The organism is Pseudoalteromonas simplex, assembly GCF_015278155.1.
Lineage (GTDB): Bacteria > Pseudomonadota > Gammaproteobacteria > Enterobacterales > Alteromonadaceae > Pseudoalteromonas > Pseudoalteromonas simplex.
The window spans coordinates 830,993-849,069 of sequence record NZ_JADILN010000001.1 but is presented as its reverse complement, the minus strand read 5'-3'; the positions used below and the strand labels follow the sequence as shown (position 1 = coordinate 849,069).

The following is an 18,077-nucleotide window of genomic DNA, read 5'->3' as shown; positions in this document are numbered from 1 at the left end:
TTTTTAATGTTTATCGATATGTTCGATAATAACTGCGTCTTATCATTGTCAATGCGAATAATAACAAGATTAAGCTCATTGGCAGCGTACCACCGCCACTGGTTTTGTGTTCTACACTCACCTGCTTATACGCTTTAACAACCACATTAAATTGTCCTTGTGTTGTTCCGCCATCACCATCTGAGATAACAAAGGTGACTGTGTCAGTACCTTCAAAACCTGCATTTGGAGTATAGGTAATCGTCCCATCATCGTTAATGACCACACTGCCATTCTCTGCTGTGGCTGAAATTATAGTGAAGTCATTATTATCTTCATCTGTCACATTTGCCAAAATATCAATCGTGACTGGACTTTGATCATCGGTGCTAACATCAATGATGGCATCTATCATCGGCGCTTCATTGGCTACGACGTCAACTATCACTGTCGCAAAATCAGCCCCTCCCTGACTATCTGAAATGCTATAACTAATCGTTGCAATTCCTAGGTGCTCTGCTTGCGGGACAAAATAAAGTAAATTATTAACAATACTTACTTCACCAATGTCTACTGCTGCGGATGTCAGAATTAACGAATCATCATTCGCATCTGTGTCATTCGAGAGTACATCAAGGTATGTACTAATGTTGCGTTTAACCCTAACCATATCATCTTCAGCAACCGGTTGAGTATTTGTACTCATTGTACTGGCAATACCACTTGGATCTTCGATGATACGATTTACTTTTCCGTCGGCGTCATTTGGGCCACCGTCTTCAATAGTAAGTTGAACACACCAATGTCCTTCAGTTAATCCTTGGGTATACTGAGCATCATGTGGTGGTGGACAGAAACCTTCTGCACCAGGTGCTGATGCAATGCTATTGCGACTATCTACGACAAACTCAGTCCATCCGGTATGCATTAGCTTACGATATACAGCATTGCTCGGAATGGGTGCAAACTGAGCTATAACAATGCCGACTGACTGACCCGCTACGGGGATTTGGCTAACGTTAAAGTCAAAGACTCCGCTAGCATAATCAAATCCAGCATCTGCTGTGGCACCTGAACCATAATTCCCGTAATGCATTACTTCTTGCTCTGACACTCCGGTATTGGTGCCATGTGCTACAAACGCTACATGACCTAGGCTAAGTTGCAAACCTGGCTCGGTTTCCATTAAGAAAAATTCACTTTCGTTCAGTTTTTCTTGTACAACGTTGAGCGCTAACGAATCAGCATCTAAATAATCAGGTATGCCATCATTATCAGCATCCCCGTAACCTTCTTCATTATCAGGAATACCATCAAAGTCAGTATCTTCAGAAGATAATTGAGGCATTGAGTCAACAATAGTCAGTTCTAATAGTGAAGATCCCGCTTGTTGTCCGTCAAACACGCCGACTTCAAATTGATACGTCCCTAGCTCAAGAAGTTGTGGATCAAAAGTAAAACTCTCTTCAACACTGTCTGTATCGACAATGGCACTATCAGACGTTAACCAACCATATATGTGTGTATCGGTTAGGTTTGCATCCGTTACTAGTGTCGTTAACGTTACATCACCACCTTGTCTATTTATGATTCGCGTCACTATCCCTTGCTGATTTGCAAAGACCTCAATGCTTGGCGCAACATTCCCTTCTTCGATGGTAAGAGTATGCTCACCTAACGGACCGACAACAGCATTCTCAGGCGTTGAAAACTGAAGAACCAGTGTTTCAGACCTCTCATCAATGTCATCAGATGACACGTTAACAATCAGACTCGCTTCACGTTGCCCTTTTTCAAATCTAAATTCACCTTCAACTAGGTCATGGTCTGCACCCTCTAGCGCATCTCCAGATACTGTATATGGCACAACCACTGGGTAGTTAACGGCATCACCATTGAGAATTGCTTTAATAGAAACGGCCGTCCCCTCAGTTGCAGTTTGATTTTTACTAAAGTTAACCTGAGGAATAACATTGATTAACTGCGTTGCAGAAACTTGATCATCGCCTTCCCCGGCGCTCCAAATCACAGTGTGAGTCCCCGGTGCAAAGAAACCTTTTGAGCTTGCGGTGACACGAACTGGGTTACCCAGTGCATCCTTCGCAATAGCAGTGCCCATATTCACTTTGGTGAAAAGACCTTTAGATGCAATTGTTTTGTCTTCTGGTGCTGTAATCGTAATTTCAGCTGCCGTAGACACAACAGATACCACCAATGTGACTTCAACCACTTCACCATTTGAATCTTTAATTTGATAAGTAATTACAACATCAGCATTCAAGCCAACTGGGGCTAAGTACTCTAGTTTGTTATCGACAATGCGGATCGTGCCAGCACTCACGGTTGCCTTAACAAGAGTAAGTTCATCACCGTCAACATCAATATCGTTTGCGAGCACATCAAGCACCACATACTCATTTAAATCCGCATTGACGGTAAAGTTATCTGGCATAGACACTGGCGCATCATTGATTGCGTTAACGACAATAGTCACTGTCGCAATATTAGAGTTCAGCATGCCATCCGATACGGTGTAACTGAAACTATCAGTACCATTGAAGTCAGCGTTTGGTTGATACACCAGATGGTTTGCATCCATTATCAATGTACCATTACTCACAGGTGTCACAAGATTAAGCGTAACCTCATCACCGTTTTCGTCGAAATAGTTTAGCGAAAAGGTAATGCTTTCATCTTCATCCATGCTGAACTGTTCGTCATGGGTAACCGGTGCAACATTCGCGATAATGACAACACTGGTTGCATCTGAGGTAAAGGTTTCTGTATTACCATGGCCATCAACATAGGTTACGACAACTGTGATTGTCGCGCCAATATCAGCTTCGGTTAGCATGTACTCTGCAAGCGTTGCACCAGTAATGATTTCGCCGTTACGCATCCATTGGTAGGTAAACTCACCTACGCCATCTGGGTCTTCGATTGTCGACTCAACAGCTAAGGTTTCACCTTCTTTTGCTTCACCAGTAATACTGATCCCGCCCGTGGCTTCATCGTTAACATCGGCCACTGTGATAGCAAAGGTTTGAGTATCGGTTAATCCTCCTGCATCAGTGGCAACTAAGTTGATACTATGAGTACCTACATCATCATTACTCGGCGTACCGCTTAGCTCGCCTGTTGTAGGGTCAAAATCAAGCCAGCTTGGCAGCTCTAGCGCACTTAATTTATAGCTATCTGCACTGTCTATATCTTTAACAATAACAACATAACTATACGCTTCATCTTGTGTAGCCGACGTGACTGGGTGAGATTCAATAACAGGCGCATCATTGACTGCTAACACGGTGATGGTCACTGAGGCTGTGTTTGACTGTGCACCTTCATTATCAAGTACAGAGTAAGTAAATGAATCAAAGCCCACATAATTGCTAACAGGCGTATAAGTAACTGTACCATCTACATTATTGGTAATATGACCAAATGCAGGGTTTGTTACAATATTCACTGAATCCTCATCAAGATGACCATCAATGTCTGAATCATTCTGCGTCACATCAATAATCACGCTCTCATCTTCATTGGTCTGGATCACATCATTATTTGCCAATGGTGCATCGTTAACAGCTGTCACCGTAATGAACACCTCTGCATGATTTGACCAAAGGCCTAAATCGTCTTTAACACGATAAGTAAATGTGTCTGCTCCATAACTATTACTATCTGGTGTGTAACTGAACACGCCATTGTTCACTTGTACATTACCGTGTTCAGGCTGTGTAACAACTTCTAGACTCGTCTTATCAAGGGTGCCATCAACATCGCTATCGTTACCTAACACATTGATATTATGAGATGTGTCTTCAAGTAATACGGCGGTGTCATTTTGTGCAACTGGCGCATCATTCACACTATCTACCGTTAAAGTGACTGTCGCAATATTTGACATTAAAGACTGATCATCTTTGACACTATATTCAAAGCTATCAGTACCAAAGAAATCTGAATGTGGTGTAAAGCGGATTGTGCTTAACTCTTTATTGACAGTTAGCTCGCCATGCTTAGGGGCTTTCGTGATCGTCACATTCCCTATAAGCAACTCACTATCAACATCAATATCGTTGTCAAGAATAGACAACTCAATTGATGTATCTTCATCAAGTACACCTAAATCATTGGTCGCCACTGGTGCATCATTAACTTCACCGATAGTCACTAAAACACGTGCAATATTTGACACTGCACCTGCTTTATCTGCAATACGATACGTAAATGTATCGCTACCATTAAAGTTAGACGCAGGCGTGTAAACAATGCGCTCGTTTTGGACATTTGCTTGACCATTTTCAGGTGCAGAAACGACTACTAAGCTTGATAAGTCGAGTGAGTCTCCTTCGTCAATATCAGCATCGTTTAGTGCAACATCAATTTCAATGGCCATGTCTTCTTCGGTCATCGCGCTATCGCTATTTGCAAGAGGCGCGTCATTAACAGGATTAATAGTAATGGTCACCGTCGCCACATCTGAACGGCCATGCTCTATGTCATCGACTGTATAGCTAAATGTATCGGTCCCGTTAATATTCTCATTCGGCGTATAAGTGATCACACCATTCGCCGTATTCAAGCTAGTTTGACCTTGTGTTGGCGGTGTAACAATCATCACGCTTGCTGGGTTTAGCTTACTATCGACATCACTGTCATTGGCAAGAATATCAATCGCAACACTGTTATCTTCATCGACACTGGCGATGTCATTTTGCACATCAGGTACGTCATTCACGTTCTCAACCGTAATAGTGAAAGTTTGCTCAACCGTTGCATTGGCACTGTCGGTGACGGTTAGCGTCACAGAGTGCACACCGACATCATCATTGCGAGGCGTACCAGTAAGCACACCTGTTGAACCGTTAAACACCATCCAGTCAGGGTAGTTTGTTGCTCCATACTTCAAGGTATCATCTTTATCGACATCGCTTGCATTCAAAGTATAGATATAACGATTATCCTCCGTTGCCACTGTAATTGGCGTTGAAGAAATCACCGGCTCGTCATTCACGTTTACAACCGAGATAGTGAATGATTGAGTATCAAGTGCATTAGCACCGTCTTTGACGCTCAAAATAACAGCATGCTCACCCACATCATCATTGCTTGGTGTTCCAGAAAGTACGCCCGTTGATGGGTTGATCGTCAACCAATTAGGGAGCTTCGTTGCCGCATACGTTAGGGTATCACCTTTGTCAGCATCCTTTGCTGTTAACGTGTAACTATAAAAACTGTCTTCGGTTGCCGATGTGATTGGCACAGAAGAAATTTCCGGCGCGTCATTCACATTTTCAACCGTAATAGAGAATGATTGCGAAACAGATGCGCCAGTACTGTCAGTAACTGTTAAAGTAATGGCATATGTACCAATGGTATGCTTATTTGGGGTACCATACAGTTCGCCCGTAGACCTTGTAAAGCCTAACCATCCAGGGATCTTCGTTGCTGTATAAGTCAACGTATCGCCTTTATCGATATCGCTCGCAACAAGGGTGTAGCTGTATGGCTGGTCCTGTGTTGCTGCTCTAATCGGCGTGGAAGAAATCACAGGCTTGTCATTCACGTTTTCAACTGAAATCGTGAATGATTGAATGTCACTTGCATTTGCCTGATCGGTCACTGATATAGTCACCGTATGATCACCTACATCATCATTAGTCGGTGTACCCGCCAGCAGACCGGATGGGTTTAGCGATAACCAACTTGGTAATTGGGTCGCTCTGTATGTAAATGTATCGTCCTTATCAGCATCAGATACTGTCAGTTGATACGAATAAAGCGTATCTTCTGTTGCTTGAGTCACCGCAATTGATGAAATACTCGGCGCGTCATTTACACCAGTCACCGTAATCGTGCCATTCACTGGCGTTATACTATTGCTGCCATCAGTTAAGTTAAATGTAATACCCAGTGAGCCAGAAAAATTAGCCGCTGGTTTAAATGATAAACTTGCCAGCGAAGCGGTGACATCTGTTAACGATCCACTAAGTGTTAATTTAGCACTTTCATTATCGTACTTAACGACAGCACTGCCACTCGCCGCGCCTGCTAGCAAGCCAGATGTGTTATTAGCAAGTGTAATTGTCAGGGTAACATCATCACCCTCTTCGTCGGTGATTTGATAATTATCGAATAGTAAGCTTGCGTCACTGTCTTCTGCAACAGAAAGCGCATAACTATCAAATACTGCTCGGCTGGATTTCATAACCGAAGCCTTATAATCATCAGCAGCATCATTAAAAGAAAAATATAAGCTGTCATCACTCGCAATCGCGAATCCAGACAGACCGGCTGTATTTGATCTAGAGCTTAGGGGAGATAGCTTATGCCAGCTTGTGCCATCAAATCTCATCACTCTCACCTCAGGGCCTTCAGTTCTATTCGTATAAGCGACATAAGGCCTATTTTTACTATCAAACTCAATATCGGGTTTAGATCCACCTTCTGCAAAAAAGCCTCGTTCTCCTACTAAAACCCAATCTGTGCCATCGAATTTTCTTACTAAGGTAATCTTTTCAGCCATATCAGTATTCACAAAGTAAGGCGTATTATTATTTATAGCAAAGCTAGAGATATAAACATTTTCAAGGGAATCGACAGGACCTACCTGCTCCCAACTATTATTCACAAACTTTTTAACACTGCCGAACCACTTGTCGTTTCTTTTATCAATATAGGCAAGGTAAGGTGTGTCACTGTCATCGAATGCAAGTGAGATAAACCTTGCATCACTAGGTGAAACATGAGTACCACCGACAGTCAGCCAATTTTTACCATCCCACTTTTTAACAATTGCTTTTTTAGAGTGATGACCATCTTGATAAGCAACATAAAGATTGTCTGCGCTATCAATTGCGATTGATAAATAATCTGCGCTGCTATAACTGACAAACCCCTCACCTACGGCTTGCCAACTTCCGTTAATAAACTTTTGGACGAAAGCCCTATCTTGAGTCTTTGTATGTATAATATAGGGGGCATTATGACTGTCCATAGCCATTTCTAATTTAACAGTAACTCCAGTATGGAAACGTTGAAGTCCTACATATTGCCAAGAATTGCCCTCAAATTTCATTCCTGATATGCCGCCACCAACATATGAACCGTCTGAAAAAACTACATAGGGAGTATCATGACTATCTAACTCAAGCCTAATGTAATTGGCATTCTTTTTAGAAAAACCCGCATCACCCACAAAATCCCATTTGAGATTGGTGGTAATCTCTGGTGCATCATTTATTAAAAAAACAGAAATAGCAAAGTTTTGATTGGTAACTGGCTCAACACCATCTTCCAAGCCATCTGCTAGGTCAAATGTAAAGTTATCAGAGGTAGTCTCCGAGCCATTGTGTTTGTAATAAAGATTTGAATCATCCAGCGTTTGCTGGGTAAATGTACCATTTACAGCAAGCGCTTCGCCTGAGTCTAAGCTGCCGTTATCATTGGCATCAACAAACAAGCTGCCGTTAGTAGGCACTGATTTAAGTGTAAATGTAAGTCCTGTACCAGAGTCATCGGCATCTGTAGCGGATAAGTCAAGCGCAGAAATTACTTTTACAGCACCCTCATCGATTGAAAGACCTTTATTAGTGCTAATAGACGGCGTTTTATTAGGTGTAACAACGTTAAATGTTAAAGTTACCGGCGAGGCGCTCTCTGTGCCATCAGTCAACTCATTAGTGAATGTGAATTCACCTGTGTAGTTACCATCAAGAGTAAAAGTTAAGTTTTCAATCGTTGCCTTTACATCACTAACACTACCAGAAATTGTTAATACACCGCTGTTAGTGTCGAAGTTATAATTAGCCCCACCGCTAGCAGTACCTAAAAAGCTCCCCGCGTTAGTGTCAGAAAGTGTAATCGTTAATACAACATCGTCATCGTCTTCGTCAGATATTCCGAAATCAGCAAACGGATCACCTATTGAGTCTCCTTGAGTAATTATTCTAGATGAATCTGAGAATGTTGTTGTTGCATACTTTTTAGTTGTCCCAGGAACAGAACTGTAGTTAAAATCTATAACTGAATGATCGGCATAAAATGCAAATATATTATTTTTGCTATCTAGGGCAATACGATTAAGCCTGCTATAGGCTTCCGTAAACCCTACGTTTCCAACATACTCCCACTTGTTATTTTCATAAGTTAAAACACTCCCTTTATTATTTGTTGATAAAAACACATGAGGTACATCGTTATTGCCTAGCTTGAAGTCGACGTCTCCCATTGTAATTCTAACACCATCAAATCCATGGTTTTTCCATATTTCACCGTCATATTTAAAAAGTGCATGCTTTCCCTTTCTGTCGACTAATTGAGAAAAATTCAAATAAATATTATCATTACTATCTATCGCAATAATTGGTTGCCTTGAAGGGTATTCAGTAATCACAGGGCTACCCACATAGCTCCATTCTGTCCCATTAAATGACATAACAGAGGGTGAGGTAGGTGTTAATGAATTATCAAGAAATGAAACATAGGGCATATTAGAACTGTCAAATGCGAGTGAAGGCGTAGAACTTCTAACTGGGGCAAATCCCTCAATACCAATAACTTCCCAAGATGTACCATTATATTTCTTTACTGCTATCCTATTCTCATATGATTTGGAACTAGTGGCAATATCAATATAAACAACATGTAAAAACCCATTGTTATCAAATTGTAAGTTAGAGCTGGAACCATATTCAGTAGAGACATATGCCCCAACATCCTGCCAATCACTACCATTTAAAGTCATTACCTTGAGTCTTCCCTCAACTATAGGACTTTCACTATCAGCATATGAGATGTAAGGTTTATTAGCATTATCGAAAATGATGTTAGGTTTAGTAGCTGTATTAACAGCCCGACCTGAAAATCCTACATCTTCCCAATCAGTTCCATTGAATCTCATCACACTGAGTTTCTTAGTTTCATTATTAGAGAAAATAACCCAAGGTATTCCGTTGTTATCAACCCCAACATCCGCCCCTTGTAGCCCTTCAGGCACTCCTGCAAAACGTGCACTACCAACTAATTCCCAGGCACTTGTACTAAAACTAGGCGCTGTATTTTTCTTTGAGACTGTTAATGTATCATCCTTCTGTATATTTCTATCTGACAAAGAACGATTATCATCATCCAACACAGCGGTAGAGTTATCTCTACTTTGGGTAATGACCACTCTGTCATACGGGATACTCGTTTCATCGCTTATTAATTGTCGTAGAGTACCAATACTGTCACTGGGCTCTACATCAAGCGTAAAGGTTTTACTAGGAGCGATAATTGTAATTGGCATAGCCAATATCGACATGGGCGCAATAAGTGCGACTAAGTATAAATATTTAATAATTGTTGATAACATGGCATTTTAATCCTGTAGAAACTTCAAGCTGTTTGCTAATTCACGATGAGTGGTTTAGTAAGTAGACTCAGCTATTCCTTGAGATAATTAAAAATGTACGCCCCCTGCATACATTTGGAGTTGATTAGTTAAACTGATACTTAGCGCCAATTGAAAACATTGACGTTGAGTAATCATCTAACCTAGCTTGGTCGTAACTTAAGAAAAGTAGGGTATTTTCAAATATTGAATAGCTGATTTCACCGCCAAAAGTCACACTATTGCCGCTGCGTTTCGCTTTAAAAACATCTGATGTATTGATTTGATATTGGTAATTTTGTTGCCAATCAAGGTACCCAAGTTTACCTGTTAGTGATAGGTCATTTGTTAGAGGCCATGATGCTAAAACAACTAGGTGTGGCCCTTTTGCAGATTCAGGGTAAGTTGCTTGCATTACATCATGAAAATTGTCTAAATCAGTCACCTCTCCTGTTAAACGAAAATTTCTATCGCCAAAATCTAAATAACCCAGTTGGACTGAAAATATAGAATCTAGCTGATATCCAAATCCTAGTTGATAACCTACGTCAGCATCTTTCACTGATAAGTTTTCATAATTGACACTCTGTGCAACAAGCTCATTTTTAACAGCGTCTGCCTTAAAATCTGTCGAAGCGTGGCCTATTTGGCCATACAAATACCAATTATTTTCTTTAGCTTGCCCATCTGTACTGAATAGTGAGCCACCAGAAAAAAGAATCAGTATAAAAGCCCATGAAAAACAACTAGAACTTTTAGTTAAAAAGTATTTATGGTTCAAAATAAAGCACTCTCTTAATCTAATTAAACGGGCACAGAATTGATTTAAATACAATAATATGTAGATTTAAAAGTCAGAATATCAACTCTGCATTTATGTTTTACATTAGATGAAAAGATGAGTGATCCGAATCAGAATCTTCCTAAATTTATGAGCTTATGAAATTTCCGACAGACATTGTTATTAGTTATTTGGTGATTTTGAATAATTGACAAAAAATCAATTCTAAATAACTAGTCATAGTTTGAACTAAATGGGCTATTATTATTCATAAAATAATGATTCCCGCTTTATTAATGAAAAATAGCTATAGATTTAAATTTATTTTTTATACCCCTATTATTTTCTGTATCTGCTCAGCGGTTTTTGCAAACCCGACTAAGCAGCTCGAATCGGCCTTTGCCACGTCGTTGGTTTTAACCGATGGTGATAGTATTACCTTGGGTTTTGGTGATTTTGATCCACAAACACTGTTTGACTCGCAACATGCCAACAAAGATGAAGACAGTATTGCGCTTAGAAAAGAACTCAAACTCTACAGTATTCCTTACACTTGGCAGCTTGATGAGCCTGTTTATCAACACAAACTAAGCCTGACCAGCAAAGTAAGCTATTTAAATCAATCAGATTTCATTTCGCTTTTTGATAATGTGGCTGACGACTATATTTCAGAAACAGTGTATAACGGGATGATCGGTTTTAATGCCGAAAAAGCACTTGGCTCTAAATGGTCATATCAATTTGGTTTTAATACTCACTACTTACATTACAACAATGATTATGAGTACAACTCTCCCGAGTCTAGACGTAATTTTAAGCCTTTAGCTGAAAATCTTTACACCAACCTCAATAGTAATGCACTGGTGTTAAACCCTAATGCGACCATGATCTATCGCTTACCTAGGCATTGGGGCTATTACGAGTACAAACTTAACTTTAATTATTACTATGGCTGGGCGCTCTCTCACCCTGATGGAATAAATAATGCGGCGCCAGAAACATGGCGCACACTCAATGGTATTAAAGCTAAATTTAACATGTTCAAAATCGGGGTTTTTGAGCAAGCTTTTTACATCAAAGGCCAACGTATCGATTTAGGCGGCGATAGTCGGGTAGCATTTGGGACCGATCACTTTTATGAATACGGTATTGGCTTTTTATGGGATAGCAGAAAATGGACGTCATGGTTCGATAACTTTGGTATTGGTATCAACATTCATAATGGCAGTAGCCTAGATGGCGCTGCTATTGTCTTGTACTTTAATGAAATTTAAGTCCAATATAAAAACACAAACTGAGCAAACAGACTATATTATTAGAAATACTTAGAATTCAAGGAAGATTATATGAAACATCACCTCGCAATTGCATGTTCATTGCTTGCCTTAACGGCTTGCGATAAAACCTCTGAACAAACAGCTAAAACGCTTCCACTGCAAGTGAGTGCAGCAGATACCATTTATTATGGTGGTGATATTCTTACAATGACTGGCGATGAACCAGAGTATGCGCAAGCAATCGCAACGCAAGGCGACAAAATTATCTTTGTGGGTGATAAAACTAAAGCCCTTGAGCATAAGTTTGGTAAAACGAAGCTGATTGATTTACAAGGCAAGACCCTAATGCCTGGCTTTGTAGATGGCCACAGTCATGTGTACGCGGTAGGCTTACAAGCCATGGTAGCCAATGTATTACCTAGTCCAGATGGTGATGCTAACAGCGTTGAACAAATCGTTAATATTCTCACAGCTGCACAGAACAACCCTGATTACACCACTTTTATTGAAAAAACCGGCGCTATCTTAGGATTTGGGTACGATGATGCTGAGCTTGATAGATACCCTACAAAAATGGACTTAGACCGAGTTAGCACCGAAAAGCCTGTGATCATCATTCATACCTCAGGGCACTTAAGTGTGGCAAACACTAAAGCGTTAGCCATGGCTGGCATCGATGAAAACACAGAAAATCCTGACGGCGGGATAATTCGTCGCATGACAAACTCACAAGAGCCTAATGGGGTGCTCGAAGAAAACGCGCACTTTGGATTACTGTTCAAACTGATGAAATCTGTTGATCCTGATTTACAAGATTTAATGCTGCAAGAAGGGCAAAAACTCTATACAAAATACGGCTACACAACGGCCCAAGAAGGACGTGCTACCCAAGAAGCTTATGACTCGATGGTAAGAGCATCAAAGGCAGATAAATTCGTGATTGATATAGTTGCCTATGCCGATATGGCCACCAGCAGCGGATTTATGGACTCAGCCTATAACAGTAAAAACTACACAAATCATTTTCGCATTGGGGGTGTAAAACTTAACTTTGATGGCTCACCGCAAGGTAAAACCGCTTGGTTATCTCAGCCATACTTAAAAGCCCCCGAAGGCCAAGAGCAAGGTTATGCAGGCTACCCTACTTTTAATAATGAGCAAGCTTATCAGTATATTGAAACGGCCTTTGCCAATGACTGGCAGGTAATGACGCATGCAAATGGTGATGCCGCCATTGAGCAGTTTTTAAATGCCGTTGAAAGTGCCAATAACAAGCTCGGCAAAAAAGATCGCCGCCCTGTACTCATTCATGGTCAAACAATTCGACAAGATCAGGTAAATCGTCTTAAAGAATTAGGCATATTTCCATCGCTCTTCCCAATGCATACTTTTTATTGGGGCGACTGGCATGTAAATTCAGTGCTAGGTCACCCCCGTGCCGATTTTATTTCACCCACTCAAGCTGTTCGCAAACAAGGATTAATGTTTAGCACCCATCATGATGCACCAGTCGCCCTACCTGATGCACTACGTGTATTAGATGCAACTGTTAACCGCACAACCCGTACAGATCAAGTATTAGGGCCAGAGCAACGTGTTTCTGTGTATACTGCACTACAAGCAATGACCACATGGCCTGCGTATCAACATTTTGAAGAAAGTTCAAAAGGGCAATTAAAACAAGGGATGCAAGCAGACTTGATAATTCTTGATAAGAATCCGCTAAAGATAAAGCCTGTAGAGCTACATAACTTACAAGTGTTAGAAACCATTAGTCGTGGTGAAACCGTCTACAGCAAAAATTAAACACACTTTAAGGAGTAACATGAATAAGTTCATACAATTAGCCTGTGCTGCGCTGCTGTCTTTTTCTGCATTTGCAGCACAAACCGTTACTACAAAACTGGATATTTTAAATCTTAAGGCGCAGTCTGAGAATGTGCTAACTTCTGGGCAGCCAAGTCAAACGGATTTTGCCAAGTTAAAACAACTTGGTGTTCAGAACGTCATAAACCTTCGTGGTGATAACGAAACGAATTGGTCTGAGCAAGAGTCAGTCACTGAGCTTGGTATGAACTATTACCATATTCCTGTGCAATCTAAAGCTGATATTACCATTGAAAACGCTACGAAACTTCAGGCCTTACTCAATAAACAGCAACAGCAAACTACCTTACTTCACTGCGCGAGCAGCAACCGTGTCGGTGCTCTCGTTGCGCTATACAATGCGGTAACCTTGAAAAAGCCAATTGATGAAGCTGTTGAGATTGGTAAACAATGGGGCTTAAAAAGCCTTGAAGGGGTGGTAAGAAGCAAAGTTAACGAAGAGGTTGGTCAGCCATAAGCTGACCAACATATTAGTTTATATTGCTTTTTTCTGACTCTCTTGTTGTTTCTTGGCTTCAACTTGCTGGAACATTGAATCCACTAATTCGATAATTTTATCGTTTGCATCAATAAATTTATCCAAACCACCACCCGTTCGATAGCTTGCTTGCGCAATTGTTTTAGATTGGTCAACATTAGTGACCCAGATATTGGCATAGGCCATATAAAGAGCTAAATCCCAATGCCAGTTCGCAACATAAAATGCAATTGCATCACAACCGTCTGTGTTAGCAGTTGAGATGTCTGTTTGATACGCTTGGTGTTTCATAACATAGTTAGCCGGTATCACGCGTGTTTGCACGTTATGTTTTGCAAAACCTGTTTGCAATGATGTTACAACACCTTCTTTAACTGCTTGATGCTCTGCAATACACACAGTTTTTGGTTTTTCCGCTTCAAAACGACTTACATCCTGTTTCGCCGCACATCCAGCAAGGATAGTTACCGCAGCAGCAACAGCTGACATTTTTAAATATTTCATTATGATTTTCCTTTTTTATAATTACTTAGAGCTGCCATGCATAGCTTAGTTTAGTGAAAAAGGTACGCTCGTCACGCTCAAGACTTTTCAAAGAGTCGTCTTGATATCCTTTGTCTGAATAACCTAAGTAAAACAGCGTCTGAGAGTTAATTTTGTATGAATACACCAGCTGACTGCCATAATCGCGGTTAGTTTGACTGACATCAAATCGATAAGCTTCGTTGTTTCGATCGACATCTTCAAACTGCAAAACGAGTTTTAGCATTGAGCGCATATTAAATTTATAATAAACACGTAAATCAGTTAAATTTGCAGTATAAACACGATCATTTTGTTCGTTATCTAGATAGCTGTAACTGTGCTCTAGTTGAACCTGCCAATGATCGTTAATATCCCATGTCATCTCAGGTTCAATACGAACCATGGTACCTAAAGCTGCATTACTGTAATCAATTTTGCTGCCATATTGAGCATACAATAAGAACCGCACATCACGAATAGGTCTAAAACCACCGTAGATATAGCCTATATTTTGATTAAAGAACTCGCCGGCATAAAACTCATTACGATGAATAAAGCCAATTTCTGTTTGCGACTGCATCTTACCTTTAAAAGTAATAAAGCCATCGTATTCTTCTTCGAGTAAGTCGCCATTTTGTGCCCACGTTTTATCCCACTCAACATTGTAGCTGTACTCTGTGATTGCATCATCAGCATCACGATACCAAGTTTGCCCACCACCTAATTGTACTTGTTCGTAATCAACTTTAGCTTGGTAGCCTAAATCAGAGCGGTATTCTTTACCTATATTTTCGTAATTAGCGTAGACTTCGTAATCACGCTTAGTTCTAGTAAATTCAATAGCATAAGCTTGATCGGATTGATTCTTATCAACGCCATAATAATCAACTAAAAATTCTGAATTAGTGGTATCTGTGCTTGCAACTTGATACTGCAAACTATCTGATTGGTTAAACCAATAACTACCATCAATCGATAACACGGTATTATGGTAATCATCATTTTCACGGTGAGTGCTCATCACACCAATTGTGCCTTTTTGGCCAATATCAAATTGATAACGCCCCGCTACTGCTTGCGTTTTATCTGCCAGATTAGCAAAGCCCGACCCTTGATTTGTCGGAAGTAAAACACTGGTATTCTGATCATCAGCGTACATAAAACCATAGCTGTGCGCACCGGTTTTACCTGTTAATTTTAAACCTACATCAGGTTCAGCAATCATTCGCGTATATAAAAGTTCTAGTTGGCTGGTATTAAAGTAAGAGGCGCCATCTAAAAAGAATGGGCGCTTTTCAGCATAATAAATTGAATAAGTGGTGTTTACATCAAGTTCGAGTGAGTCTGCCTCGACTTGCGAAAAGTCAGGATTAATAGTGGCATTGATAACCGCATCTTGCGTCACACCCCAACGTAAGTCCAAGCCTGCTTCAGTATCAATATCGCCATTTTGCCAATCACCCGGCACTGTGTCTTTGCTATCATGACGAAGCGCAGTTAAAGTGGGTGTAAGCTGAATATTTTGGCTTTCTGTCATGTTGGCAAAACCTGTGAGTTTATCAAACTGACAAAAGCTACATTTTACATCTCGGTCAAAACCAACGTTCGACATTTGATAATACACATCACGCGGGTAATTTCGCCATACTGCAAAACTCCACGTTAATTCGGCCTGGTCTTTTGGAAAGCGAAGTGCAGTGAATGGAATACGCATTTCAACAACATAGCCGTCCTCTGTTATTTGCCCTGCGCTATCCCAAATAGCATCCCATGATGGGTCTTCCACCCAATCATCAATATCTGTCATGCGCATATCACCTTGCGCACCCAATGGGTTTACATAAAACTCATAGCCAGTTCGTTCATCATTAAAAGTATCAATCATCAAGGCAACATTGTCGTCTTGCCAAAGTGTGTCGCGATCTCGAAGAGCGGCACGAATTTGCGAAGGATCATTATCTTTTGCAATAAAACCCACATACAAGTACGTGCCATCTTCGTACATGTAAGCATCGGTTTGCACGAGCGGTATGCCTTTTTCGGTTGGTTCGTTCTGATATTTTAATGGCACTTTAGTGGCGTATTGCCAGTGTGGCTCATCCATCACACCATCAACACTAATAGACTCTTTAATATGGGCAAGGGAGAACTCAGCCTTATCAAATGCATTAGCAGAAAAAGGCACACTAGCAACACTGAGTAAAAAAGTAGGGGCGATTATTTTATTTATTATTCTTTTTATGTACTGCATAAACATCCATTTAGACACTAACGCGTTAGAAACGCTACTTGACTGATTTCAAAGCGATTGTAATTCATCAAGGTACATTTGTTAATCTAATTTTGCATTTAACTGTATAAAAATTAACAAAATACTCCATTTGTACGATTAGCAGAGCCAAAAAAGCCCTATCGCTAAACAGCAATAGGGCTATCTTATAGAAACTCTTATTGTTTAATATCGAAATTTATTACTTTTTGAGGCTTAATTTATTGCCTTTCAAAGATTTGCGAACATTTGCGATACGTGAACGATTCTTCGCACGCGCTTCACCCGTTGCCTGACCTGAAGCCTTATTTGTACGGCTACGGCGTAAATGCGACGGCTTTTTACCAATTTTATCAATCAGTACTTCACGGCTGCTTACTTCATAACCTGGTAAAACAACACGCTTGATGCGCTGTCCGATTAGCTTTTCGATATCGAATAAAGTGTTTTCTTCCTCACGGCTCACAAACGAGATAGCTTGACCCGGCTTACCAGCACGACCTGTACGGCCGATACGGTGTACGTAGTCTTCTGCAAGCCAAGGTAGGTCGATGTTGATCACACGTGGTAACCCTTCAATATCAATACCTCGGGCAGCTACTTCGGTTGCGACCAGCACGCGAACTTTACCTTCTTTAAACTCGCGTAAAGCGCGGCGGCGGTTACCTTGGGTTTTATCACCATGACAAACAACTGCTGGAATACCATCAAGGTTAAGCTCCTTTACAAGCTCATCGGCAGTTTCTTTCATGTTTACGAAAACAAGTACTTGCTGCCAGTTTTTCTTTCCTATCAATTCAGATAAAAGCTCTTGCTTACGGCGCTCTTCTACAGGATACACAACATGTTGCACTGTTTCTGCAGTACTGTTTGTTTGATCAACACGAATGATTTCAGGCTGCTTTAGTACTTTACTCGCAAATTGTTTAATTGCCGCCGGGAAAGTGGCAGAGAACAATAAGATTTGACGCGCTTCATCACAGCCATTAATAACCGTTTGCATATCGCTGATAAAGCCCATGTCTAGCATACGGTCAGCTTCATCAAGCACTAAATGCTTAACATTAGCTAAGCTGATGTTACCTAAACGAATATGATCAAGTAAGCGCCCTGGCGTTGCAACTACGATGTCAACACCCGCTTTCAAATCGTTAGCTTGACCCGCTAGATTGATACCACCAAACAAGCACACTGTTTTGAGTTCAGTGTATTTTGCAAACGCTTTAAAGTTATTAGCAATTTGCTCAGCTAACTCGCGAGTAGGTGCAAGCACTAGTGCACTCGGTGCATTATTTTCGTTAACCGCTGATTCTGATAATTTTTGGATAAGTGGTAAAGCAAATGCAGCGGTTTTACCCGTGCCTGTTTGCGCACTAACAAGTACGTCTTTGCCTTTTCTTATTGCAGGAATTGCACTACGTTGAACGGGAGTAAGCGTTTCGAAGTTAAGCTCTTCTAATGCCTGTAAAAGCTCAGAAGAAAAACTAAATGATTTAAAATTCATG

General features: G+C 40.7%; 8 protein-coding genes. 3 read left to right on the top strand and 5 right to left on the bottom strand.

All coding sequences use genetic code 11. The features are described 5' to 3' along the window. Nucleotides 1-10: 10 nt before the first annotated feature. Together IRQ78_RS03635 and IRQ78_RS03630 are read right to left on the bottom strand one after the other, a co-directional pair. The gene (locus IRQ78_RS03635) at nucleotides 11-9,337 is read right to left on the bottom strand and encodes an Ig-like domain-containing protein (protein WP_194441369.1); all 9,327 of its coding nucleotides are present in this window, start codon (nucleotides 9,335-9,337) and stop codon (nucleotides 11-13) included. Nucleotides 9,338-9,461: 124 nt separating this feature from the next. Continuing rightward, nucleotides 9,462-10,136, bottom strand: coding sequence for an outer membrane beta-barrel protein (locus IRQ78_RS03630; protein ID WP_194441368.1), 675 nt, complete (start codon nucleotides 10,134-10,136; stop codon nucleotides 9,462-9,464). Between the two features lie 296 nt (nucleotides 10,137-10,432). Here IRQ78_RS03630 and IRQ78_RS03625 point away from each other — a divergent pair, with 296 nt between their 5' ends. The 3 genes from IRQ78_RS03625 to IRQ78_RS03615 all read left to right on the top strand — a co-directional run bounded on the left by IRQ78_RS03625 (nucleotide 10,433) and on the right by IRQ78_RS03615 (nucleotide 13,757). Further along, nucleotides 10,433-11,410, top strand: a complete 978-nt coding sequence (locus IRQ78_RS03625; protein ID WP_166340797.1) for a Solitary outer membrane autotransporter beta-barrel domain — start codon at nucleotides 10,433-10,435, stop codon at nucleotides 11,408-11,410. Nucleotides 11,411-11,482: 72 nt separating this feature from the next. Further along, nucleotides 11,483-13,219, top strand: a complete 1,737-nt coding sequence (locus IRQ78_RS03620; RefSeq protein ID WP_187490031.1) for an amidohydrolase — start codon at nucleotides 11,483-11,485, stop codon at nucleotides 13,217-13,219. Nucleotides 13,220-13,238: 19 nt separating this feature from the next. After that, nucleotides 13,239-13,757 carry a protein tyrosine phosphatase family protein gene (locus IRQ78_RS03615; RefSeq protein WP_194441367.1) on the top strand — a complete coding sequence of 173 codons (519 nt, stop codon included), beginning with the start codon at nucleotides 13,239-13,241 and terminating at the stop codon, nucleotides 13,755-13,757. Nucleotides 13,758-13,775: 18 nt separating this feature from the next. Here the strand turns inward: IRQ78_RS03615 and IRQ78_RS03610 are convergent, their stop codons facing one another. The 3 genes from IRQ78_RS03610 to IRQ78_RS03600 all read right to left on the bottom strand — a co-directional run bounded on the left by IRQ78_RS03610 (nucleotide 13,776) and on the right by IRQ78_RS03600 (nucleotide 18,076). Further along, on the bottom strand, nucleotides 13,776-14,282 hold the full coding sequence (locus tag IRQ78_RS03610) for an Sbal_3080 family lipoprotein (protein WP_138599449.1): 507 nt from the start codon (nucleotides 14,280-14,282) through the stop codon (nucleotides 13,776-13,778). A gap of 25 nt (nucleotides 14,283-14,307) precedes the next feature. Continuing rightward, the gene (locus IRQ78_RS03605) at nucleotides 14,308-16,554 is read right to left on the bottom strand and encodes a carbohydrate binding family 9 domain-containing protein (RefSeq protein WP_194441366.1); all 2,247 of its coding nucleotides are present in this window, start codon (nucleotides 16,552-16,554) and stop codon (nucleotides 14,308-14,310) included. 220 nt (nucleotides 16,555-16,774) lie between these two features. Next, nucleotides 16,775-18,076, bottom strand: coding sequence for a DEAD/DEAH box helicase (locus IRQ78_RS03600; RefSeq protein ID WP_194441365.1), 1,302 nt, complete (start codon nucleotides 18,074-18,076; stop codon nucleotides 16,775-16,777). Nucleotide 18,077: the final 1 nt, after the last annotated feature.

What these genes read in the sequence shown, in the direction of transcription:
- IRQ78_RS03635 (WP_194441369.1), bottom strand. Translation starts at nt 9,337, where the DNA reads ATGTTATCAACAATTATTAAATATTTATACTTAGTCGCACTTATTGCG.
- IRQ78_RS03625 (WP_166340797.1), top strand. Translation starts at nt 10,433, where the DNA reads ATGAAAAATAGCTATAGATTTAAATTTATTTTTTATACCCCTATTATT.
- IRQ78_RS03620 (WP_187490031.1), top strand. Translation starts at nt 11,483, where the DNA reads ATGAAACATCACCTCGCAATTGCATGTTCATTGCTTGCCTTAACGGCT.
- IRQ78_RS03615 (WP_194441367.1), top strand. Translation starts at nt 13,239, where the DNA reads ATGAATAAGTTCATACAATTAGCCTGTGCTGCGCTGCTGTCTTTTTCT.
- IRQ78_RS03610 (WP_138599449.1), bottom strand. Translation starts at nt 14,282, where the DNA reads ATGAAATATTTAAAAATGTCAGCTGTTGCTGCTGCGGTAACTATCCTT.
- IRQ78_RS03605 (WP_194441366.1), bottom strand. Translation starts at nt 16,554, where the DNA reads ATGCAGTACATAAAAAGAATAATAAATAAAATAATCGCCCCTACTTTT.
- IRQ78_RS03600 (WP_194441365.1), bottom strand. Translation starts at nt 18,076, where the DNA reads ATGAATTTTAAATCATTTAGTTTTTCTTCTGAGCTTTTACAGGCATTA.